Origin of the sequence: Mycobacterium pinniadriaticum (assembly GCF_026242045.1) — a bacterium.
Taxonomy (GTDB): domain Bacteria; phylum Actinomycetota; class Actinomycetes; order Mycobacteriales; family Mycobacteriaceae; genus Mycobacterium; species Mycobacterium pinniadriaticum.
The window spans coordinates 26433-49429 of record NZ_JAPJDO010000041.1 but is presented as its reverse complement, the minus strand read 5'-3'; the positions used below and the strand labels follow the sequence as shown (position 1 = coordinate 49429).

Below are 22997 nucleotides of genomic sequence, written 5' to 3'. Positions count from 1 at the left end.
TGATCGAATCAATCCCCAGCTCGGCCTCCATCTCCATGCCCAACCCGAGCATGTCAACCGGATAACCCGTCTTCTCCGAAACAATCGACAACACAACATCACCCGCAGCCGGACCCGCAGCCACCGGCACAACAGGCGCCGCAGCCGCAGCCGTCACCGGCCCAGCGAAATCGGCGATCGTATCGACAACATCCTGCAACGTCCGCAATCCCGACAACTCAGAGGCCGGGATCTCCGGAGCACCAGGGAACTTCGCCTGCAACGCCGCCAAAATCTCGACCTGCTTGATCGAATCAATCCCCAGCTCGGCCTCCATCTCCATGCCCAACCCGAGCATGTCAACCGGATAACCCGTCTTCTCCGAAACAATCGACAACACAACATCACCCGCAGCCGCAGCGGGCACCGCAGCCGCAGCAGGCGCCGCAGCCGCAGGTACCGGCGCGATGGCGACCGGAGCGGCCGGCGTCGGCGCAGCGACCGGCGCGGGTGAAACCGGAGCGACGGCCACCGGCGGCGCGGTCACCGGGGCGGCGGCAACTGGAGCCGGAATCTGCTGCGGCGCAGCACTCGGGAGCGCCCTGGGCGCCTGGGTGACAGTCGCCGGGCCGCCCACGATCTGCGCCATCATCTGGGTGGACATATCCAGGAAGGCCTGGTGGCTGTGCGTCACCACGTCCATGTAGCGCTGATGCTGTTCGGCGGTCTCTTTCTGGATGCTGTCGATGATGCTCCAGACATCGCCGGAAAGCGGTGCCTCAACCACCTCCGCCTGTACCTCCGCCTGCCGGTGAACCACCGGCACCTGCTGGTGAACCACCGGCGCCTGAGCCTGCGGCGCCGGCGCCGGCGTATGGACGGTGGGCGCCTCCATCCGCTGGACGGCAGGGGCCGGCGCCGGAGCTTCGGCAACTGCCGGCGCTGGGCTCTGCACGCTCACCCGAGTGCGCTTCGGGGTGATCGAAACCTTGCCGTCCACAGGCGGATACGGCTTGCCGAGATTCGCTCCCCCGACCTTGACGACGTGCTTCGGTGCTGGAACGAACTTCACCGGCTCGGCGTAATGATCGAACAGAGCGACCAGATCCAACGCCACACCGTCGGCCGCCAGCGCGGCCAAGCCGCGATGCCAACCACGCAGACCGTCGGCCTTCGGGTCGTCCAGTGCCACCGCGATATGTGCCGAGTCGCCGAGGATCTTCCCGACCAGACCGGTCAGAACCCGGCTCGGACCGACTTCGATGAAGCGGGTGACCCCATCACGGGCCATCGCCTCGATCATCTCGCGGAACCGCACCACCTGCTGAACCTGATCGCCGAGTTGCACGGCGACGTCCTCGCTGTAGACCTGCGCAGTGGCGTTCGCGTAGACCGGGAAGTTCGGCTGCCCGATCTTCAGAGTCTTCAGGTAGGCAGTCAACGGTGCCGAGCTCGCCGCCACGATCTCCGAGTGGAACGCCGAGGCGACCGGCAAACGGACCGCTCCCCAGCCTTTGGCTTTCGCCGCGTTCTGGGCCCACTCGATATCCGAGGTGTATCCAGCCAGCACCACCTGGGTGGGCGCGTTGTCGTTGGCGATAACCAGCGATCCCGACTCCGGCTGGGTTGCGAGCAGTGCGCGCACGTCGTCGGCGGTGGCCGTGACCGCCAGCATCGCGCCGTCTTTGCCCTGGCCCGCTTCGTTCATCAGCGTGCCGCGGGTGCGAGCCGTCTCGACCAGACTCTCGGTGGGCAGAACGCCCGCTGCCGCCAGCGCGGTGACTTCGCCGAAGCTGTGACCGGCGGCCGCCGTCGCGCTCACACCCAGCACATCGAGCAGCGCGAGCTGCGCGAGGCTGGTCGCGGCGATGGCCGGCTGGGCGTTGGCCATCGCAGTGAGTTCTTTCTTCTGCGCGTCCACCGCCGCCGGGTCGAAGACCGGCTCCGGGAACACCACGCCGGGCAGATCGGTCAGATCACCCTCGAGCCCGTCCCACACCGCAAGCGCTTCGGGGAAGCTCAGCGCCAGATCGCCACCCATCCCGACGTACTGGCTGCCTTGGCCGGGGAACAGGAAAGCCGTCTTACCCTCGCGCGCCGGGCCGAAACCGACAGCGATATCGGCGTCCTTGAGCTCGGCGGCCTTACCATCGGCCAACGCACTTCGAAGTCGTTCGGCAACTGCCTCAAGCGATTTCACGTCCGTAGCGACCAGACCCGCGCGCGCGGACTGTGTGGCGTCGAACTCTTCGGCCGCTTCGAACGCGATGCGAGCCAGGCTCTCACCGGACCGGGCCGCGGCAACGATGTCCGCGGCCCGCTTCTGCAGATCGGCCTCAGACTTCGCGCTGAGTACTACCAGCTCGCTGGGCAGTGCGCGCAGCCGCTTGGCGCGGTGCTCGCCCTGATACTCCTCCAGCGTCACGTGGAAGTTGCTGCCGCCGAAACCGAATGAGCTGACCGACGCACGCCGCGGCTGGTCACTCTTGCGCACCCAGGGCCGCGTCTGCGAGTTGACGTAGAACGGCGAATCCTCAATTCCCATCGCAGGATTGGGGCGATCTACCTTCAGGGTGCCCGGCAACGTTGAATGCTGGAGCGCGAGAACGGCTTTGATGAGTCCGGCGGCACCCGCTGCGGCTTTGGTATGGCCGATCTGAGACTTCACCGATCCGAGTGCGACTCGCGCCGAGCTGTCGGTGAACACGGACTTCAGGCCGGCGAATTCGGCAACGTCACCCGCTTTGGTCGCAGTGCCGTGCGCCTCGATGAGCTCAACCGTCGACGGATCATAGCCGGCGCGTTCGTAGGCGCGGCGCAAGGCTTTGGCCTGCCCTTCCGAACGCGGTGCATAGACGCTGGACGCTCGCCCATCGGAGGAGGAGCCCAGCCCGCGGATGACCGCGTGGATCTGGTCGCCGTCACGCTCGGCGTCGGCGAGCCGCTTGAGGGCCACCATGCCCACGCCCTCACCGATGATCGTGCCGTCGGCGCCATCGGAGAAGGGCCGGCAGTCACCGGTCGCCGAGAACGCAGGCGTCTTGGAGAAACACATGAACATCATCACGTCGTTGAGGGCATCGACGCCGCCGGTCAGCACCACATCCGACTCGTGCAGATACAGCCTGTGCAGCGCGGACTGCAGCGCCGAAAGTGAACTGGCACAGGCGGCGTCGGTGACGAAGTTGGCACCACCGAGGTTGAGGCGGTTGGCGACGCGACCAGCGATGACGTTTCCGAGCAGGCCAGGGAACGTGCTTTCCTGCCACGGTACATAGTGATCCGCGATGTCCTGGCAGATCTCGTCTGTCTCGTCTTCCGATAACCCGTTCTCCAGCATGGCCTTACGCCAGATCGGGCGCTGCATCCGCGAGCCCATCTGCACAACGAGCTCGGTGGTAGAGGCGACCCCGAGGACCACGTCCACCCGGTCCAAGTCGACCTCCGCACCTGGGCGCTGCACCTCGTCGAGCAGCTGCCGGGCCGCGATCAAGGCGAGTATCTGCCCGGTATCCGTCGAGGGCAACGCATTGGGCGGCAGACCGAATTGCACCGGATCGAAGTTCACCGGGTCGATGAATCCGCCGCGCTTGCAATAGGTCTTGTCCGGAGCCTTGGGGTCGGCGTCGAAGTAGTCCTCGATCAGCCAGTGCGAGGGCGGCACCTCGCTGATGGCATCACGGCCGGCGGTGATGGTGCGCCAGAAGCCGGTGAGCCCGGACTCCCCCGGATAGATCGCGGACATCGCGACGACCGCGATCGGAGTGGCAGTGGGCTGGTGCGTGTTGTCAGTCAAGGTAACCCTTATCCGAGAGGACGTGGACGGAAATCGAAGGCAGAAGGCGGCATCGCGACGCCCGCTGCGCGAAGCTGCCCGGCGCGGGTCACGGTTGCCGCTCCCTCAAGGAGATTGAGCGCGATCTGTCGAACCGTGCGCGCCTCCACCGGCTCGAGAAAACTCCCCCGTACCCATTGATTGAATGCCCCCATCGCCGGACCACACCAGATCTGGTAGTCCGCGCGGCGCGCCGTATTGCCGTCACGCGCCCACTGCGAACCCGTGAACAGGTACCAGCGGAAGACCAGGGCCATCCGATGGCGCGGATCCGCCGCGGCCCGCTCCACCTGGTGCGGATCACTCTTGGCGAAGAAGGCCTCGGTGTCCGCCCAGATGTCGGCGACACTGCGTCCGAGGACGGTCTTCTCGAGATTCGCGAGCTCGTCGGCGGGGGCCTCCTCCAGCGAGGAGTAGCGCCGATAGAAGTCGGCCAGCCGTTGGCCGCGCTGGGCGAACATCGTGCCCCGCTTGAGGACCTGTACCGTCACGCCCATCTCGAACATGTCCGCGGCCGGCGCCATCGCCACGTCAGTGGACTCGGCCAGCCCCAACAGCGTTCGCGCATCCGGTGACAGACCGCTCTCCACCGCCGACTGGTTGACCGAGCCGGTGAGCACGTACGCCGCACCGGCGGCGAAGGCGGCCGCGACGGCGGCGGGCGTCCCCAGTCCGCCGGCCGCCCCCACCCGGGGCAGGACGGTGTAGCCGTACGCCGAAGCGATCTCGTCGCGCAGACTGATCAGGCGCGGGAGCAACACCGTCAATGCGCGATTGTCGGTGTGGCCACCCGAATCCGCTTCGGCGGTGATGTCCTCGGCGATCGGAATCTGACTTGCGAGTGCGGCTTCCTCGGCGGTGATGCGGCCCTCGGCGACCAACGCGCGCAGCATCGCTTCCGGAGCCGGGGAGAGAAACTGGCGTGCCACCTCGTCGCGCGAAACCTTGGCGAAGATATGCCCAGCCCGGGTGATCTGCCCGTGTGCGTCGCGGCGCAAGCCCTTCACGGCATAGAGCACGACAGCCGGGGTGAGGCGCATGAACGCCGAGGCCGAAACATAGCGGACGCCGAGACGATGGAACAGGTCGACAGTCGCGAGTTCGACCCCGTCACTCTGGACGTTGTGGATCAGATTGGCACCCCAGCCGATGGAGTCCTGCCCCAGGGCGGCCTGAATCTCTCGCACACCCGCTTCGATGGTGCCCAGATCCAGTCCGGCGCTGCCGTAGAAGGCCATCCCCCCGGCCCGCACGCCCTCGACGGTCATCCTCGGTGTCGCGATTCCGCGGGCCATCTCACCGATCACGTACGGGAATCGCACGCCATGCGACACGGTGAAACCACGGTCGCCGAGCCACTCGGGATACATGGGCGGCAATACGGCCAGCACGTTCTGGCTCATGATCTCCGGCGTCAGCAGCCCTGCGCTGTCGAGGAGGACGGCACGTGGCCCCTGCGCCGAACCCACGACGGCAACCGGCCGCCGGATCGCGGCGAGCGCCTCACCGACATCAGGTCGATCCAGCGGCGCCAACGAGGCACCATTCGTCGGATGGGAGTTAGCCAACGTGGCCTGCATGAGGAGCGACTCTAGCTTTACGCGCGCGACAAATCTGCGTTTTAGAACACGTTCATATGCCCGGCGGCCTACCCGGCGGTAACTCTGTGAGGATCGTACGCCGACGGCCCCCGCAACCGTTGCCGAAATGACACGCCCGGGGTCGGTTTTCCGTCACTTTCATCCGGGCGTGCTCGACCGTACAGCAAAGACGGCGTGAAAGAATTTGTCCGGTGAAACACCGGCGCCACAACCCCGGGCAGGAAAAGGTACGGGACCGTAACCACGTTTATGGTGTGCGGTTGCGCCGGCGGGCCGCCGCCGAACGCAGACGCGGGTTCCGACCTAACGCGGGGTCAGTAATTCATGCAGGTGTTGGCGACCTGCACGACCTGGGGTCCGATCTGGGCGGCGAGGATGGCTTGAAGCTGTGGGTTGGCTGCTTGCTGCTGCGCTAGTTGTTGCTGGCGCTGGTCCACCGGCAGTGCCAGGAATTGCTGCAAGTTCGTCTGCATATCCGGGCGATGGTTGAGTTGCGCGGCCAGGGCGGGAGCCTGCGCATCGAGGGCGGCGGTGACCTGTGAATAGCTGCAGGGCGTGTTAGCCAGCGCGTCCATGATCGGGTCAGCGGATGCGGTGCCGCCCACCAACACGGAAAACACTGCCGTCACGCTGCCGACGACGACGACGCTCCGTAAGCACTTTGCTGATTTCATGAACGGGCGTCCTTTCCTTTGCCACGGCCGCGCCCGGCTGAGCAGAGGCAAGTTAAGCACGGCGACTTCGCGGGGTGGAGGAAACGCCCCATTTACATAGCCCTGCAGTTCGCTCGGCCACCTCAACGCCAGCCGATCCGACCCGCGGCCGTCCCTCACGTCCGGCCATCGCGGTGGGATCGCTGGAGTTCCCACTCGGCGTCCTCAAGTGCTTGCCGGGCGGCGCAACCGCTCCAGCCGTCGTCGATCTCGCGCTTGGCCGGATTCCACCGCCCGGGACTCCTTCATCAAGGTCAGCACGACACCGATGAGCAGGTTGAAGACCAGGAAGCTCAGCATGACGGTATGGCCGAGAGAGAACAGCACCACGGCGACACTTCGCAGTCCCATCGCGACGTTTTCCGGCAGGACGACGCCGCGGTGAACCGGATCAGCAACTCGATGGCGTAGACCGACACGATGACGTTGTCGAGCACGTCGAAGACGCCGTGATAGCCGGCGACAACCGACTCGGAGGCCGCCAAGCCGAGCACTGTGGCGTTGATCACAACGGCAAGGGCGAACGCGGTTTCGCAGACCGGAATGGCGATCAGCATCTGGCAGCCCTCGACAACGGACGGCACGGGCTTGGGAACCGGCTGCTCGGCCGAGCAGTCAACCGGTGCGGGGCTGCGCGGATAGTGCATGGCAAAGGTCGGCCTCTTGCGCCCGACTAATCGCAGGTCGACATCCATGATTCCGGCTTCGCTGCCGTCCTCGCCGGATAGCGTCACCCCATGCGTGCGGTCGGGCGACGCGGGTTCCTGCTGGGGTTCGGCGCGCTCGCCGCGGCGCCCCTGCTACCGGGGTGCGGCGGCGCGGACGACAGGTTCGGTGATCACGTCGTGGTCGTCGGTGCGGGCTTCTCGGGGTTGGCAGCGGCGCGCCGACTCGCCGATGCCGGCGTCAAGGTCACCGTGCTGGAGGCCCGGGACCGCATCGGTGGACGCACGCGGACTGACACCTCCCTGGGAGTCCCGATCGACCTGGGCGCGTCGTGGATCCACGGCACTGAGAACAACCCGCTGACCAAACTCGCCCACGACATCGGGGCGAGAACTGTGCCAACGGATTTCGACGACTTCGTCCTGGTCGAGAACGGCGAATTCGCCGATCCGAAGGTGGCCGCGGCATCGGTCGCCGACTGGCACAGGATCGTCGAGAAGCTGGACGAGCGCAGTGAAGACGCGCGCCCCGGCGAATCGGTCGCAGACGGTCTGGCCGGGATCGCGGACCTCGACGATCCGCTGGTCGCATGGAACGTGGCGTCCCAGATTTCCGGGGAATACGCGGCCGACCCCGACCAGCTGTCGCTGCGCTGGCTCGGCAGCGAAGGACAGTTCGAGGGGCCCGATGTCATCCTTCCCGGGGGCTACGCCCAACTGTCACAGCACCTCGCCGAAGGCCTGGACATCCGCCCACGCACCGAGGTCAGGCGGATCACGCACGGAAGCGAACAGGTACACCTCGAAACCTCCCAGGGGTCGGTCATCGCCGACCGAGTGCTCGTCACCGTCCCGCTCGGAATACTCAAAGCGGGGACCATCACATTCGACCCGCCCCTCCCGGAGGCCAAGCGCAACGCCATCGAGCGGCTCGGCTTCGGACTGCTGAACAAGGTTGTCGTCGCCTTCGACAAACCGTTCTGGCCCGAGTCGACGTCGATGGTCGGGCTGATAGGCAACGACGCACCCGTCGCCGATCTGGTCAACGGGTTGATATTCACGGACAAGCCGCTGCTGGTGGGGTTACGCGGCGGGCAGGCGGCATGGTCCCGCGAATCGCTGCCAGACCAGGAGGCAGTCGACGAATTGATCACCGCGATCGATGCGCCACCACCCACCGGATCGCTCGTGACGCGTTGGGGCACCGATCAATACGCGCGCGGCTCGTACAGTTTCCTCGCCGTGGGCTCCAGCCCGGACGATATGCACGCGCTCGGTGAGCCGGTCGGCGATCGCCTCCTGTTCGCGGGGGAGGCAACCGATCCCGAGTGGTTCGGCACCGTCCACGGTGCCTACCTGAGCGGCCTGCGGGAAGCCGACCGGATCCTCGCCTAGTTTCTCTGCACCCGCTGCGAACAGCCTGCCGGTGTCCCAAACCGCTGGCACCCCGATGCCCATCGGGCGCAGCCTGGGAACATACCGAAATCTCCCAGAGGAGACCCCGATGACGGCCAACACCCCGACCCGCGCGGAAGCGCAGACGCTCTTGGCGATGCTCGAACGGATGCGGACGAAATTGGTCGTGCAGCGCGCCGAACTGGCCAGGCAGCTGCGCGACATGTCCAACCGTGTCGACGGGATCGACCGTCAACTCGATGACCTGACGATCAGCGCCCAATGGCTGTCTGCCGTCGCCAGACACCCCAGCACCCGGCTGCGCGCGTAACCGGCCGCCGTTTGGCAGACGCCACCCCGGTAGTTCGATACGGTGAGACACCGATCGGCGAAAGGCGGGGGCACATGCGCAACCGAATGGGGCGTCTCATCGCCTGCGCACTGATGGTGGCATCCATGCCGGTAGCCGGAATATCCTGGGCAGCAACAAGTTCAGCCGAGGACGGCTGCGGCGTCGGAATGTATTTCAACTGGGAAACCAACCAGTGCGAGTACTACGACGACGTGAATGTGTACATCAACCCGTGCTGCTATATCGGCCCGGCCGGCCCCGGCCCCGGCCCCGTCGGCCCCGGACCCGTCGGCCCTGGCCCGCTCGGCCCCGGCCCCATCGGGCCGGGACGCCGTTAACCGGGCGACCATCGTGGCTGAGCGCGACGAAACCCCCGGCCGGGAGCGCCCCGACGAGCCGGAAGACAACAACCCTTCACGACGAAGCACCGAGGACACCGTCTTCCCGGAGTCGTACCGGAAGTTCTGGCGGATGCTGCTCGGGCCGTGGGGACGCCGCTGATCGCAGGCGCTGCGCGGGTTCGTCATTTACGATGCACTCAATTTGCCGGGCAGCGGCATGCTAGGACGCCGCCCCACCGGGCTACTCGCGCGAGGAGTGAACTTGGTGGGTCAGCAGCGCGAGGGTGCCATCGAGACGGATTCGCTGTCGCGTCGACAGATCGTGCTCCTGGTGGCGGCCCTGGTCTTCGCGGTGATGTCGTTCTCCTTGAACGCCACCATGCTGTCGCCGGCCGTCCGCGATATCAACGAAACCCTCGGGCCCGGCGCATTCGCCGCCATGTCGACACCGTTCTTCGTGGCCGGGGCGATCGCCAACGTCGTGCTGATCAGGTGGAGTGACTACATCGGACGCAAGCGCGTCCTGATCGGCATCCTCGTCCTGTGCTGTGTCGGCACAGTGCTGTGCCTGAGCACATCGCTGCCGATCGTCATGGTGGGCCGGTTCCTGCAGGGGGCCTCGAACATCACGTACGGCCTGGGCTTCATGATTCTGCGGGCCCGGGTCAGCGGCGCGACCTTCGGCGTGTGCTGCGGGCTGATGGCGTCCATCAACGGCGGAGTGGCGGGCGGGGATGCCTTCCTCGCCGGCATCATGACCGATGTCTTCGGCTACCGCTCGATATTCCTCCTGACCACAGTGGTCGGCCTGCTCGCCGTGGCTTTCGCATGGATGTGGGTACCCGCCGACGAGCCGGGCGCCCGCTCCGAGGGCCGGATGGACTGGATCGGTGCGGTCTTCATCGCGCTGAGCGTCGGCGCCCTCACAATGTTCATGTCCAACGGCGGACACGACGGATGGACGTCGACGCCGGCGCTGGTCTGGCTGGCGGTGACCGGTGCGGCTTTCGTGGCGCTGGTCGTGTCGAACAACCGCGTCGCTTACCCCGTCGTCGGGCTCAAATACATCCGGTCTCGGGAGGCTTGGCCGCTGATCGTCGTCACGATCCTGGTCGTGGGGTCGTTCATGATGGTGCAGGCGTTCATCATTCCCAGCCTGGCCGAGGACCCGGATTCCGGCTTCGGGCTCAATGCAACGATGACCGCCCTTCTGTTCCTGACCCCTGCTGCGGTCGTCCAGCTGCTCACGTCGCCATTCGTCGGCCGGCTCGCCGTCCGCATTGGTTTCGTCACGGTGCTGCGTGCCGGGATCGTCGCCACGATCGTCGTGGTCGCGCTGATGGCCGTCTTCGCCGACTACCAATGGGCGGTGGTGGCATTGATGGTGGCCTACGGAATCACTTGCTCCGCAGTCATCCACACGCCGCTGATGTCGCTGGGCGTCCTACAGGCATCCGACGAGGCGCCCGGGGCGCTGCCAGGCCTGGCCAATGCCAGCTATGGCATCGGCTTCTCGCTGGGATTCGCGTGGGCCGGACCCATTGTCGGATTCGGCACCGACACCACGTTCCAGCAAGCGTTTTGGACGTGTGTCGCCGTCGGCATCATCGCGCTGGTGTTCAGCTTCGTCCTACGGCCGAAACCCCTTGCTAAGGACGCTGTCTCCCCCGGCGGTTCGATAGCTCGCCAACCATCGCCCTGACCGATGGGGGAAGCGGCGTCCCCGGATCGCAGTCCGGAGCCCGCTGTGGCTCACCGTAGCGGGTGGTCAGCGGAACCACTCCGGCCCACGCCCCGGCGGCGACATCGTCGTCAGGGTCCTCGGGCCACCCGTCTCCGATCTTGAGCGACCAGTTGTCGCCCTCAATCGGCATCCGCAGCGCCATCGTGGCGGCCAGCTCCTTGCGCGAGCTGGGCCGAAGTTCGGACACCCGGCCAGGGATGAAGGTGTCGGTCAGCGTCTCGAGGTAGCGGACTTTCTCGGCGTCCGGGATCAGCTCGAATGTGCCGAACAGCACCGCGCTGCGGAACTGAAAGGAGGATTCGAATCCGCTGCGCGCCACCAGAACCCCATCGAGTGCCGTGACAGAGACCGCGACTGCGACGCCACCGGCCAGTTGACGCATCCATGGTGAGCCCGTCGAGCCGTGAATGACCACTTCATCGTCGATCCGCGCGAAGCCGATCGGAAAGACCACCGGGTGGCCATCACGGATCAACGCGATGGTCGCCAGTGGTGTCGCGTCGAGGAGTTGGTCAAGCCGGGCGCGCGAAGTGCTCTGCTTCTCCGGCAGGCGGCTGACCCGGGTGGATGGTTGCGACATGGGCCCTACTGTCGCACGGGCCGCAGCGAATCACGAGCCAGATCGCTGCGGGTCGGGTACCCGTCGATGGCCATGATCAGATCGGCCTCGGCCAGCATCGAGCGCAACACGTGCACGATTCCGTCGGTTCCGGCCAGGGCCGCGCCGTACGCGTAGGGCCGGCCGATACCGACCGCCTTGGCGCCCATCGCCAATGCCTTGACGATGTCGGCACCGGAGCGGACGCCGGAGTCGAACAGCACCGGGACGTCACCGGCGGCGGCCACCACGTCGGGCAGACAGTCGAGAGCCGGAAGTCCGCCGTTGGCTTGGCGGCCGCCGTGGTTCGAGCAGTAGATGCCGTCGACGCCTGCGTCGATGGCGCGGCGGGCGTCGTCGGGATGGCAGATGCCCTTGAGGATCAGCGGCAGCGACGTCAACGATCGAAGCCACGATAAATCGTTCCAGGTCAACGAATTTCCGAAGTTGCTGACCCAGGGCAGTACGGCGTTGCGCGGGTCGGCGTCGATGTCGGCGTCGACCTTGGCACGGAAAACCGGGTCACTGATGTAGTTGGACAAGCACAGGCCGCGTAACTGCGGGAAGTTCGCGGTGCTCAGATCGCGCGGGCGCCACCCCGGCACCCAGGTGTCCAGCGTCACCACGATGCCGGCGTAGCCGGCGGATTCGGCACGGTGAACGAAACTCTCGGCCATCTCCCGATCGACGGGTGTATACAACTGGAACAGGCCCGGCGTATCGCCGAACTCAGCGGCCACATCCTCCAGGGGATCCATCGTCAGCGTCGAGACGCACATCGGCACACCGGTGGCCGCGGCGGCGCGGGCCGCGGCCAGATCGCCGTGCCGGTCGACGGTGCACAAGCCGATCACGCCGATCGGCGCCATGAACACCGGAGCCGGCCAGTGCCGCCCCCACAGTTCCACCGACAGGTCCCGCTCGGTGGCCCCGACCAGCATCCGCGGTATCAGGCCCCACTGTTCGAAGGCGCTGACGTTGGCACGCTGGGTGCGCTCATCGCCGGCGCCACCGGCTACATACGACCAGATCGATGGCGAAAGAGCCTGGGCGGCACGAGCTTCCAACTCGGCGAAGGACATCGGCAGGCCGGGCACCACACCGGTGAGGCCCTGGAAGTAGATCTCGATCTGGTAGTTGCCGTACGGCTGAGTCATGACTCCTCCTTCTGGCGCGAAATCGACGTAATGGCGACTTCTACTCGCACTTCTACGCCGAAACGTCGGTTTGGGCGGATACTTCACCAACAAGGTCCGCAACGCGGCGTAGCTGGCCGATGTCAGTACTGGTTGGGATCAGGTGCACCTCGCTGGTACCGATCTCGGCGAAGCCCCGCAGCACCGCGACGAGTTCGTCGTCGCTTCCCGCCCATCCGGTGCTCGGCGCGATCGCATCGACGTACTCCCGGGGGATCCAGTTCATGTAATGACGCAGATGCTGAATGACTTGTTCGCGTGGCTGATCGCCGTCGCCCAGGGCGAACCAAAACGACGTCGCGAGATGCGGTTTGGCCTTACCCGCGGCCGCCCACGCGTCGCGGGCGACGTCGAACAGTTCGTTCTGCTTGGCGAGGTCGAGGTCCATCGAGATCCCGGCCAGCCCCTCGGCCCACTGCGCGGCGCTGCGCAGGGTCTTGGGTCCGGTGGTGCCGACCAGCAGTCGCGGCCCGCCGTCGCGGGCGGGCCGAGGCCCAACCGGCAGCACCGATTCGGTGACCTTCTCCCCCGCCCAGACTCGCTTCATGATGGCCACCCGCTCGGCCATGTCCCGCATGGTCTGGGTCTTCGGGTCGGCACCGGCGGCGCGGTAATCCTCGTGGCGACCCCCCACCCCGATGCCGACGGTCAGCCGCCCGCCGCTGAGCAGATCACCGGTGGCCAGCGCCTTGGCCAGCATCACCGGATCGTGCAACTGGGGAACGACCACGGTGGCCACCAGCGGCACCCGCTCGGTCCATCCGGACAGCGCGCCCAGCAGTGTCAGCGAGTCCGGGTTGGCGAAGGCGATCCGCTCACCCCAGCACAGCGAGGAGAACGGTCCCTCGTCGATGGCCTGGGCCCACCGCTTGAGGGTCTCTGCGTCGACGTCCGGCTCCATCACCGGCAAGGTCATCCCAATCTGCACGACCGCGATTCTGGCACGGCGGCTGCACGCGCCCCCGCGGTTCGGCGGGTACTGACAGGATGACCCGCATGCCGATCGACACCACCGCCATCGCCCACCTGCGGCTGACCGTCACCGACATCAAGCGGTCGCGCGAGTTCTACGACAGCGTTTTCGGCTGGCCGGTCTTCGCCGCACTGCCCGAGAACGCCGACGCGGCGACCCGTGAGCAACTTTCGTTCCTGTTCGGGGGTGTCATCTACAACATCGGCACCGCGCTGATCGGGCTGCGCCCAACCGGAACCGGAACCTTCGACGAAGACCGGGTCGGCCTAGATCACCTGGCTTTCGGCCTACCCGGCCTGCCTGACCTGGAAATGGCTGCGGCACATCTCGACGCACTCGGCATCGCGCACGAGCCCATCAAGGACATCGGGGTGTCCTACATCCTGGAATTCCGTGACCCCGACAACATCGCCCTGGAGCTGACGGCCCGCAAGTAGGAGCCGGCCGCGAGATCGACGTTTTGGCGGGTCTTTCTCGAACTTTCCCGGCGAACCGCCGGGTTGGGCGCAAGCAGACTAGGGCGCGGGATCCTTGCGGGCACGAATCGGCCCCGCGGCCGGTGGTGGGTTCAGCAGGTTGCCTCGCAGGCTCCCCCGCGTAGTCCTGACAGCGACCAGCAGCCAGGTTCCCAGCAGCCCGACATAGGCGATGACGGCCGCGGCCTTGAACGCCGGCAGCCCGGTGTGCACGGCCAGCTGCGTGGTGCCCGTGACGAAGGTGCCGACCGGGAAGGTCAGGCTCCACCAGGTGAGCGCGAACGGCATGCCCCGCCGCAGGGTGCGGATCGTCAACGAGGTGGCCAGCGCGATCCAGAGCACCGCGAATCCCCACACCGGCACTCCGAAGATGATCGCGAAGGCGTTCAGGTTGTCGGCCAGGTCCGGGCGCACCGCCAGCGCCGCGTTGAGGCCGAGAAGCCCGGCGGCGGTGATGGATTGCCCGAGTGGACCCAGCACAATCCAGAGCGTGGGCACCCTGGCGGTACCCGACGTTCCGTACAGCGCAAGCCTGCTCCAGATCAGCGTGATGATGATGAATGCGGCCACCAACGAGAGCCCGAACATCGCGTAGCAGCCGTAGAGCATGGTGGTGCGCCCGGTGCCCGGTGCCATATGCGGGATGAGCAAGGCGCCGTTGGCCGCCGAGACCATCGGGGGCACCACCGGCATCAGCCAGCCGCCGAACGCCGCGTCGGGTTCGACGTTGTGCTGGGTGAACATCAGGAACGGAATGCTCACCGCTGTGAACAGTCCTCCCACGGTGCCGGCCGTCCACAGCACCCAGTCCAGGTCGACCGCGAGTCGTTCACCGATGAGGTCGCGGCCGACCAGCACCGCGCCGCCACCGACGGTCAGCAACGCCATCGGCGCCGCCCCGTAGAAGTGGGCCATCTGCGGATTTCGGGCATGGCTGCGGGCAACCGTCGGGTGTCGCAACCAGTGCACGCCCACCACCGCGATCAGCACGGCCAGCAGCACCGCGGCGATCGCCCATACCACCAGGGCGAAACCGCGCAGGCCCCAGACGTGGACCGGGAGCGTCGCGCCCGCGGCGGCCACGATTCCGGTGCCCATCACCGATGCGAACCAGTTGGGTCCGATATTGCCCAGCACTTCGCCACGGGTCTGCGGTGTCGCCATAAGTCACAGACGGTACGGCACCAGCCGGCCGAGCCCGACCCTCATTGCGGGGCGTGGCCGAAAGTGCTTGACTGGTAAGGGTTATGGCAATCGGGTTCAATCACACCATCGTGGCGGCACGCGACAAGCACGAGTCCGCCGGGTTCTTGACCGAACTGTTCGGGCTGCCCGATGCCGTGCCCGTGGGCCGACGCTGCGGGTGAGGAACCGATTCACCCGCAGCACTACGCGTTCCTGGTCTCCGAAGCCGACTTCGACGCGATCTACACGAAGATCGCCGATCGCAAGCTGCCCCACTGGGCCGATCCCCGGGCGACCCGGCCCGGTGAGATCAACCGCAACGACGGCGGGCGCGGCGTCTACTTCCGCGATCCGGCGGGCCACTTCCTGGAGATCATCACCCGGCCCTACGGATCCGGGCCCGGCTGAGGCGTACGTCAACCGCCGTGGCCGCGCCGGTCCTCCTGGCTCAGGTAGTCGCTGGCGAGATGGGCGACGTGCTCGGGCAGCTGTCCGGCGGCGACATCGGCCAGGCTGGTCTCCTCGAGCACCGAGCGCATGCTGGCGCGCAGCGCCCGCCACACATCGGTCAGTGCCGCCGTCGGGCCGCTGTAGGGCAAGTCGCCAAGACCGATGTCACGGACGCTCGCCAGCGGTCCGTCGATGCAGCGCAAAACGTCGGCGATGCTGATCTCCGAGGCCGGACGGCCTAACTCGTAGCCCCCGTCGCGGCCTCGATGACTGCGCACCAACCGGTCGGTGCGCAAGTCGGAGAGGATGTCGACGAGGAACTGGGCGGGGATGCCCTGAGCCTTGGCCAGATCCTCGGTCTTGACCAGCGCACCGGTGTCAACGGACGCGAGGTGGATCATGGCGCGAACGGCGTACTCCGCCTTCGCCGACATCCGCATGTCGCGAATTCTGCCATTGCCACGTCCGGCGGCGGCATCGTCGACTCGTTAGCGCCGATGCGCTCGATGCGGCCGGTGTAGCGGATGCGGCGTCACGACCTGCCGTAAGACACCGCCCAGCCGTTGCAGGGAGTCCCGTGTTCGGTTCACCGACGCCAGTGCGCGCTGCCTCATCTGGGATTGGGAAACCCTCTTCTGCGGAACCGCCTTGTTGCCGTCGCTCAGGTCCGTGGCACCGTTGATCGCCGACGGCTTCCTCGACCCCGAATCCGCCTTGCCGGTGGGACCCGCGGGGGCGGACGACTTCGAGTTGACCGCGGATCCGCGGCGGTGCCCCAGCGTGGCTCGAAGGGATGTCGAGTGCTCGACCTGTGGCGGCCGAGCGACCGGGCCGGCCATTCGCGGGCGGTGTTCAGACCGCCTGACGATGTCGGCCAGTTCCGCCAGCCGCTTGCGGACCTCCGTGCGGATCGCCTTCACGACCATCGACGGCGGACCGAGGGGCGCCGCCGCCGCCTGCAGCGCCGAGGTGATGGCACTGTCGACGCCGCCGCGCGCCAGCGTGGTCAGCGTGGTCGCGATACGCCGGGGTTCGGCTGCGGCCAACGTTCCGGCCGCTTCGGAGGTCTCGACGACTTGCACGCTGATGTAGCCCACGTAGTCGGCGACGGTCGTGACGGCGTGCTGCAGCGCCGGGCCCTCGGTATCCGGGTCGGGGCCGTTGGCCGCAGGTTGTCCGCCGAGCAGATCAGCGACCGCGACGCGTGGCGCCTGCGGCCGCGCCGACAACGTGCGACCCGATGTTGCCGCGGTGGTTGGTTCCGACCAGAACGCGTCGCCGACCGCCCAGCCGCCGAACAAGGTGATGTTGGTGACGACCCCGGCAACCGATCGCTTGAACAGATTCGCCGGACTGGATTGGCCGGGATTGTGGGCGATCGCATCGAGCAGAGCCCGGTCGTGCGCAGCGCTCGATGTGGTGCTGCCGACCGAGAGCTTCACCGCGGGGACGCGGACATCCGAGGGCGGCGCCGAAACGGGATTGGCAACCACCGCAGTCGCGCCGACAAGTGCCACTCCGGTGGTGAAAATCGCGCCGATACCCCGCCGCAACGATGCGCTCACCTCCTAGCCATTCCAGGCCTATTTCCGGCTTAAGGATACCTGAGAAGAAGCTAAGAGAGGAGTCCCGAATTCGGGACATTTCATTTGCTGAATTTGACGCATGCGAAACGCAGAGTGCCCCTCCCTGTTGGCAAGGGAGGGGCACTCTTCAGCGCCGTGGGTCAGTCGCCGGACGTGGCGGCCGCCCTCTTCGAGCCGCCGACACCGCGCTTGGAGCCGGCCTTGCCCGATTCGCTCTTGGCCTGGCTGCCGCTGGACTTGCCAGCCGCGGCGGTGCTGTTGTCACCGGCCGGGCTTCCGCTGCCGGCGGTGGCACCGCCCTCGTCAGCGGCCGACGGTTCCTGCGCGGCCGCGGCGCGCAGCGCCGAAGCGGACGGAACCGCAGACGCCGACGCCGCGGCAGACTGGGCCGCAGCGGGGGGCGGTGCCGGATTCGCCGTCGACAGAGCGGTTTGGACGTCGTTGACGACGGTGGAGACCACCGTTCGCACGCTCGGGACGAACGCCGAAATCGGCGCCGGCGCAAGCACGCCCGGACCGACGGTGATGGCGGTGAGCGCACCCGGGATGCCGGTAGGCCCGAACAAGCCGTCAACCACGGCATTCCAGGTGTTTTCGATCGGATTCGCCGAGCTCAGAGCGGCGACTGCATTTTGCAGTACCTGAACCACGCTGCCGGCCACCACCAGGCCCTGGTTGACCACCGCGGTGGCGATCTCCGGTGTCAGTGCCGCCAGTGCTGTGGCCACGGCTGCAGCGCGGGTCACCACGCCGGTCAAGACGTACTGCCCGGTCGCGAGCGCCTCCTCCCCCGCGGCCGTGACGGCGTTTGTCAAGGTGGTGATCGCACCGGGAATGTCCAAGGTCAGCAAGTCCCCAAACGCATTCCAGGTGCCCTCGCTCAGGAGGTAGGCGCTCGTACCCAGGCCCTTGCCCGTTTGGTAGAGATAGTCGGACCCGTTGACACCGAGCTGGCTGATGATCGGCAGTCCGTCATCGATGATCTGCGGCAATAGACCGATCGCCGCGAGCGAGCTCCACGGGGCCGGGTTCGGCAACGGACCAGCCGTGTCGAATAGGAACGCGTTCGCCAAGCCGATGCTCGTGATCAGCTCCGAAATCGGGCTGTCGAAGCCAGCCAACGCCACCTGGGCGGCCGACGGCAACTGAAGATCGGGCAAGGCGAGATTGGCCTGCGTAACCGGCGTCATTGCAATGGCACTGGCGCCGACGACCGCGGCCGTTCCCGCAATGAGCTGAGAGCGTATGGAGATTTGCATTTCAATCCCTCCCGGGCGTGGGGTCAACACTGACAAAGCTGAAGATACCTGAGAGGAACCTGAGTGAAACGAAATATTTACGTTTTTGCGAAATTTCTTTTTTTCGCTCCGGTCAAAATTTTCCCGGGTAAACAGAGGGTTAACTCGCCCATCATGGACGACGTGGGGTAAACGCATCATACGGTCGCCAGTAGCAAACTTCTGGGCGTTCGCCTGTGGGCGAGCATCAGTTGCGTTCGACCATAAACCGGCCCGCTAGCGGAGGTCGTTTCTCTCAGGTTCTCGGGGCGCTTTTCTCAGCCACCGGTCAACCGTGGCGTCAGTCGGGGACGGCTGCCGAATCCGCGGCCACCACAGCGAACAGATCGCTGAGCGCCGCGAGGCTCGCCGCTTGCAGTGTCGCGGCGGGTAATTCGGCCCCGTCGACACCCGGAAGCGACCGCGTGGCCGTGGCGCGGGCTACCACAGTCGGCGCATAACCCAGATTGAAGGCCCCCCGGGCGGTGGAGTTCACGCACATATGGGTCATGAATCCGGCGATGACGAGATTGTGAGCGCCGACCGACTTGAGTCGTCCGTCCAGGTCGGTCTGCACAAAAGAGTTCGGATAGTTCTTGACCACGACCGGCTCGTCCGCACGAGGCGCGACGCGGGCCACGATGGCACCACTTTCGCCGGTGATGTCGTACAACGACCCCGGACCGTCGTCATGCTGGATGTGGATGACCGGGCTGCCCGCCGATCGCGCCCGGTCCAACAGCGCGGCGGCTTCGTCCAGCGCGGCCTGCACACCCTCGAGCTCCATGACGCCGAGCGTGTAGGTGTTCTGGCAATCGACCAGAACCAGCGTCGAGGCGGCCAGGCTCGGCGGTTGCAGGGGAAGGCCCGCCAAGGCGCGCAGGGTGGTGAGATCGGACATGCCGCAACGCTACTGCGTTGCGGCCAGCACCGCCTGTGCGTATTCGGGTCGGCACACCACAACGTCGGGCAGCAGCGGGTCGGGCCGGTTGTACCGGAGCGGCGAACCGTCGATGCGCGACGTATGCAGGCCGGCAGCCCGCGCGACGGCCACCGGAGCGGCCGAATCCCATTCGTACTGACCGCCGGCGTGAACGTAGACATCCGCTCGGCCCTGCACGACGGCGGCGACTTTCGCTCCGGCAGAGCCCATCTCGACCAGCACGCCGTTCAAGGCGTCCCGCACCTGGAGCGCGACGGCCGGGGGCCGCGTCCGGGATACCACGATGCGCGGAGCATCCGGCCCGGGCGGCGGTGCCGCTACCACCGGTGTGGCCAGCGTGACATCCTGCGCCGGAAGGGCCACCGCGCCGGCGACCAGCTCGCCGTCCTGCCACAGCGCCACGTGCACCGCCCAGTCGTCGCGGTCGAGTTCGGAGAACTCGCGGGTGCCGTCGAGCGGATCCACGATCCAAACCCGATGGCTGCGTAGCCGGACGGGATCGTCTGCGCCCTCCTCGGACAGCACCGCGTCGTCAGGTCGCGCGCGCGTCAGCGCCTCCATCAAATAGTCGTGGGAGCGTTTGTCGCCGGCTGCCTTTCGCTCCGCGGCCGACGCGCTGGCCAGCTCGGCACGGACGTCGAGCAGCAGCTTACCCGCCCGGGCGGCAAGGCTGGCGGCCAGATCGTGGTCGCTCACCGCTCGCCGTCCAACAAATCGATGACCTGCTGCGCCAGTTCGTCGCATTCGTGATCCGGGGTCAACCGCAGATCCGGGTTCTTCGGGCGCTGGTAGGGACTGTCGATCCCGGTGAAGTGGGTGACCTCCCCGGCCCGTGCCTTGGCGTACAGCCCCTTGGGATCTCGCCGCTCGCAGTCCTCCAGCGGGGTGTCGACGAAGATCTCGAAGAACTCCACGCCTTGATCGGCATGCACCTTGCGGGCCAACTGCCGATGCTCCTCCAACGGGCTGATAGCCGGCACCAGAACCGTCAGACCCGCATCGGCCATCAGCGTGGCGATGTGGGCCAGCCGACGCAAGTTCTCGGCCCGATCGGCCATCGAGAAGCCCAGGTCGGCGTTGAGGCCATGGCGTAGGTTGTCGCCGTCGAGAATGTAAGCGGGGCAGCCATGTTCAAGCAGCTTCTGCTCGACGAGGACGGCGATCGACGATTTGCCGGAACCGGACAGCCCGGTGAACCACAGCGTTCGTCCCTTGGTCAGCCGTTCGCCGGGTGTCACCAGCGACTGGTGGCGAACGGTATTGGGTGTGGCGACGCGGGTGGCCGCGGGCGTGGTGTCGCGGACCATGCCCGCGGCGACGGTCACGTTGGTGTCGGGATCGATCAGGATGAACGACCCGGTGGCGACGTTGCGCGTGTATTCGTCGAGCAACAGTGGTACCTGGGTGCGCAGTGTCACTCGGCCGAGTTCGTTGAGCTTCAACGCCGTTGCGCTCTTATCGCGGTGCAGGGTGTTGACGTCCAGTCGATAGTCCAGACTGGCGACGCGAGCTCGCGTGGTGCGGGTGGTCTGCTTGACGACGTAGTCACGTCCCGGCTCGAGCGAGGCGTTGTCTGCCATCCAGCACACCGTCGCGTCGAACTCCTGTGTGGGCGTCGGCTGGTTCTGCGGGCGCGAGATCATGTCGCCGCGAGAGATGTCGATTTCATCGGCGAGGCTGATCGAGACGGCCATCGGTGGGAACGCCTCGGCGACTGGGCCGGTCGGCCCATCGATCGCGATGATGCGGCTGGTCTTTCCACTGGGTAGGACGACGACCTCGTCGCCGGGCCGCAGGATGCCGCTGGCGACGGTCCCGGCGTAGCTGCGGTGATCGGCGTGTTCGACGGTCTGCGGCCGGATCACGTATTGCACCGGGAACCTGGCGTCGACCAGGTTGCGGTCACCGGCGATATAGACCTCTTCGAGGTGGCTCAGCAGTGGTGGGCCGTCATACCAAGGGGCCTTGTCCGACTTCGTCACCACGTTGTCGCCGTTGAGCGCCGACATCGGAATGGTGGTGACGTCATGGATGTCGAGCCGGGCGGCGAACGCGTGGAACTCCTCCCGAATCCACTCGAAACGCTCACGGTCCCAATCGATGAGGTCCATCTTGTTGACCGCAAGCACAACGTGCTGGACGCCTAGCAGCGAGGCCAGGAACGCGTGCCTGCGTGACTGCTCAAGCAGGCCGTGGCGCGCGTCGACGAGAACGATCACCAGCTGAGCGGTCGACGCCCCGGTGACCATGTTGCGGGTGTACTGGATGTGCCCGGGCGTGTCGGCGATGATGAATTTCCGCTTGGCCGTGGCGAAATACCGGTAGGCTACATCGATGGTGATGCCCTGCTCGCGCTCCGAGCGCAGCCCGTCGGTGACCAGTGCGAGGTCGGTGTAGTCGTTGCCGCGCTCGCGTGACGTCCGCTCGACGGCGGCCAGCTGGTCTTCCATCACGGCTTTGGAGTCGTAGAGCAAGCGGCCGATCAGGGTCGACTTGCCGTCGTCTACGGAGCCGGCGGTGGCGATCCTCAACAATGACCCGGTGGGCAGGAGCGAAGCGACGTGGGTCTTGGATTCAGCCATCAGAAGTAGCCCTCCCGCTTGCGGTCTTCCATACCGGCTTCGGAGATTCGGTCGTCGGCGCGGGTGGCGCCGCGTTCGGTCAGCCGCGACACTGCGGTTTCGGCGATGACCTCGTCGACGGTGGCTGCCGTGGACTCCACGCAGCCGGTGCAGGTCACGTCGCCGACCGTGCGGAATCGGACCGCTGTTTCGAATACCGGCTCGTCGGCGTTCGGCTGCATGAACTCGTGGACGGCCAGCAGCATTCCGTCGCGCTGGAACACCGGCCGGCGATGTGAGTAGTAGATCGCCGGCAGGGTGATCTCCTCGGCGCCGATGTAGGCCCAGATGTCGTACTCGGTCCAGTTCGACAGCGGAAAGACGCGGATGTGCTCACCCTTGCGATGGCGGCCGTTGTACAGATTCCACAGCTCGGGTCGCTGGGCTTTGGGGTCCCACTGACCGAACTCGTCGCGGAAGCTGAAGACCCGCTCCTTGGCCCGCGCCTTCTCCTCGTCACGGCGGGCACCGCCGAACGCGGCGTCGAACTTGTTCTCCCGGATCCCCCGCAACAAGGTGACGGTCTGCAGCGGATTGCGTGAGGGCCCGTTGTCCACCACCCGGCCCGCGGCGATGTCGTCTTCGACGCTGGCGACCACCAGCCGTAGACCGTACTTCTCCACCAGGGCATCGCGGGTGGCGATCACCTCGTCGAAGTTGTGACCGGTGTCGACATGCATCACCGGGAACGGCAGCCGCCCGGGAGCGAAGGCCTTGATCGCCAGGTGCAGCATCACGATCGAGTCCTTGCCCCCGGAGAACAGCAGCACCGGCCGCTCGAACTCGGCAGCGACCTCGCGGATGATGTGGATCGCCTCGGCCTCCAGCGACCGCAGATGGCTCAGCTCGTACTGCCCCGGCATGGGACGTTCGACCACCGGACTTGCCATGGTTTCCTCGTAAAGTTGGTAGTTTTGACCAGAATTACAAAGCTAACCTGGAATGTAGCGACCACAGGGAGTGAAGTCAAGATTGAGAGCACCCCTAGGCTCAGCTAGAGGACCACCTCGGCCAGTCGGCCGGAGCGACATTCAAGAAGAAACCGCGCAGCCAGTCATGCTCGGTGA

Annotated in this window: 22 protein-coding genes and 1 pseudogene; 7 read left to right on the top strand and 16 right to left on the bottom strand. The window is 66.5% G+C overall.

Annotation, left to right across the window (positions count from 1 at the left end; genetic code table 11):
- The 5 genes from ORI27_RS27970 to ORI27_RS27950 form a co-directional block, all read right to left on the bottom strand.
- Window positions 1–3775: beta-ketoacyl synthase N-terminal-like domain-containing protein (locus ORI27_RS27970; protein ID WP_266000380.1), on the bottom strand; the 3775-nt coding region annotated here is incomplete at its 3' end.
- A gap of 8 nt (window positions 3776–3783) precedes the next feature.
- Complete coding sequence (locus ORI27_RS27965) at window positions 3784–5394, bottom strand: PfaD family polyunsaturated fatty acid/polyketide biosynthesis protein (protein WP_266000379.1); 1611 nt, start codon at window positions 5392–5394, stop codon at window positions 3784–3786.
- A gap of 335 nt (window positions 5395–5729) precedes the next feature.
- Window positions 5730–6089, bottom strand: coding sequence for a hemophore-related protein (locus ORI27_RS27960; protein WP_266000378.1), 360 nt, complete (start codon window positions 6087–6089; stop codon window positions 5730–5732).
- Window positions 6090–6293: 204 nt separating this feature from the next.
- Window positions 6294–6428 (bottom strand): hypothetical protein, encoded by a 135-nt coding sequence (locus tag ORI27_RS27955; protein WP_266074030.1) that lies wholly within the window; start codon window positions 6426–6428, stop codon window positions 6294–6296.
- Window positions 6422–6862, bottom strand: a complete 441-nt coding sequence (locus ORI27_RS27950) for a hypothetical protein (RefSeq protein WP_266000376.1) — start codon at window positions 6860–6862, stop codon at window positions 6422–6424. Before ORI27_RS27950 ends, ORI27_RS27955 begins: the two co-directional genes overlap by 7 nt.
- A gap of 3 nt (window positions 6863–6865) precedes the next feature.
- Between ORI27_RS27950 and ORI27_RS27945 the strand changes: the two genes are divergently transcribed.
- From ORI27_RS27945 to ORI27_RS27925, 5 genes are all read left to right on the top strand, one after another.
- Entirely contained in the window at window positions 6866–8188 is a 1323-nt protein-coding gene (locus tag ORI27_RS27945) for a flavin monoamine oxidase family protein (protein ID WP_266000375.1), read from the top strand.
- 109 nt (window positions 8189–8297) lie between these two features.
- Window positions 8298–8519, top strand: coding sequence for a hypothetical protein (locus ORI27_RS27940; protein ID WP_266000374.1), 222 nt, complete (start codon window positions 8298–8300; stop codon window positions 8517–8519).
- Between the two features lie 74 nt (window positions 8520–8593).
- Window positions 8594–8878, top strand: coding sequence for a hypothetical protein (locus ORI27_RS27935; protein ID WP_266000373.1), 285 nt, complete (start codon window positions 8594–8596; stop codon window positions 8876–8878).
- Between the two features lie 13 nt (window positions 8879–8891).
- A complete protein-coding gene (locus ORI27_RS27930) occupies window positions 8892–9041 on the top strand; it encodes a hypothetical protein (protein WP_266000372.1) in 150 nt (49 codons plus the stop codon).
- A gap of 105 nt (window positions 9042–9146) precedes the next feature.
- Window positions 9147–10583 (top strand): MFS transporter, encoded by a 1437-nt coding sequence (locus ORI27_RS27925; RefSeq protein WP_266000371.1) that lies wholly within the window; start codon window positions 9147–9149, stop codon window positions 10581–10583.
- On the opposite strand, the gene ORI27_RS27920 is transcribed toward ORI27_RS27925, so the two are convergent.
- From ORI27_RS27920 to ORI27_RS27910, 3 genes are read right to left on the bottom strand one after another with little or no spacing between them, the layout of a single operon-like run.
- Entirely contained in the window at window positions 10531–11205 is a 675-nt protein-coding gene (locus ORI27_RS27920; protein ID WP_266000370.1) for a pyridoxamine 5'-phosphate oxidase family protein, read from the bottom strand. The genes ORI27_RS27925 and ORI27_RS27920 overlap by 53 nt on opposite strands.
- Before the next feature lie 5 nt (window positions 11206–11210).
- A complete protein-coding gene (locus ORI27_RS27915; protein ID WP_266000369.1) occupies window positions 11211–12380 on the bottom strand; it encodes an alpha-hydroxy-acid oxidizing protein in 1170 nt (389 codons plus the stop codon).
- A 52-nt stretch (window positions 12381–12432) separates the two neighbouring features.
- Window positions 12433–13335 (bottom strand): LLM class flavin-dependent oxidoreductase, encoded by a 903-nt coding sequence (locus ORI27_RS27910; RefSeq protein ID WP_266000387.1) that lies wholly within the window; start codon window positions 13333–13335, stop codon window positions 12433–12435.
- A gap of 80 nt (window positions 13336–13415) precedes the next feature.
- Between ORI27_RS27910 and ORI27_RS27905 the strand changes: the two genes are divergently transcribed.
- Window positions 13416–13829, top strand: coding sequence for a VOC family protein (locus tag ORI27_RS27905; protein WP_266000367.1), 414 nt, complete (start codon window positions 13416–13418; stop codon window positions 13827–13829).
- Window positions 13830–13907: 78 nt separating this feature from the next.
- Here ORI27_RS27905 and ORI27_RS27900 read toward each other — a convergent pair whose 3' ends face one another.
- Window positions 13908–15032, bottom strand: coding sequence for a TDT family transporter (locus ORI27_RS27900; RefSeq protein ID WP_266000366.1), 1125 nt, complete (start codon window positions 15030–15032; stop codon window positions 13908–13910).
- A gap of 83 nt (window positions 15033–15115) precedes the next feature.
- Here ORI27_RS27900 and ORI27_RS27895 point away from each other — a divergent pair.
- Window positions 15116–15461: pseudogene (locus ORI27_RS27895) on the top strand (VOC family protein).
- 8 nt (window positions 15462–15469) lie between these two features.
- Here the strand turns inward: ORI27_RS27895 and ORI27_RS27890 are convergent.
- The 7 genes from ORI27_RS27890 to cysD all read right to left on the bottom strand — a co-directional run bounded on the left by ORI27_RS27890 (window position 15470) and on the right by cysD (window position 22820).
- Window positions 15470–15943 (bottom strand): Rrf2 family transcriptional regulator, encoded by a 474-nt coding sequence (locus tag ORI27_RS27890; RefSeq protein ID WP_266000365.1) that lies wholly within the window; start codon window positions 15941–15943, stop codon window positions 15470–15472.
- A 48-nt stretch (window positions 15944–15991) separates the two neighbouring features.
- Window positions 15992–17068, bottom strand: a complete 1077-nt coding sequence (locus tag ORI27_RS27885) for a hypothetical protein (RefSeq protein WP_266000364.1) — start codon at window positions 17066–17068, stop codon at window positions 15992–15994.
- A 161-nt stretch (window positions 17069–17229) separates the two neighbouring features.
- Window positions 17230–18348, bottom strand: coding sequence for a hypothetical protein (locus ORI27_RS27880; protein WP_266000363.1), 1119 nt, complete (start codon window positions 18346–18348; stop codon window positions 17230–17232).
- A gap of 319 nt (window positions 18349–18667) precedes the next feature.
- On the bottom strand, window positions 18668–19267 hold the full coding sequence (locus ORI27_RS27875) for a cysteine hydrolase family protein (protein WP_266000362.1): 600 nt from the start codon (window positions 19265–19267) through the stop codon (window positions 18668–18670).
- A gap of 9 nt (window positions 19268–19276) precedes the next feature.
- Complete coding sequence (locus tag ORI27_RS27870) at window positions 19277–20005, bottom strand: 3'(2'),5'-bisphosphate nucleotidase CysQ (protein ID WP_266000361.1); 729 nt, start codon at window positions 20003–20005, stop codon at window positions 19277–19279.
- Window positions 20002–21891, bottom strand: a complete 1890-nt coding sequence (gene cysC, locus ORI27_RS27865) for an adenylyl-sulfate kinase (RefSeq protein ID WP_266000360.1) — start codon at window positions 21889–21891, stop codon at window positions 20002–20004. Before cysC ends, ORI27_RS27870 begins: the two co-directional genes overlap by 4 nt.
- The gene (gene cysD, locus ORI27_RS27860; protein ID WP_266000359.1) at window positions 21891–22820 is read right to left on the bottom strand and encodes a sulfate adenylyltransferase subunit CysD; all 930 of its coding nucleotides are present in this window, start codon (window positions 22818–22820) and stop codon (window positions 21891–21893) included. Before cysD ends, cysC begins: the two co-directional genes overlap by 1 nt.
- Window positions 22821–22997 lie beyond the last annotated feature (177 nt).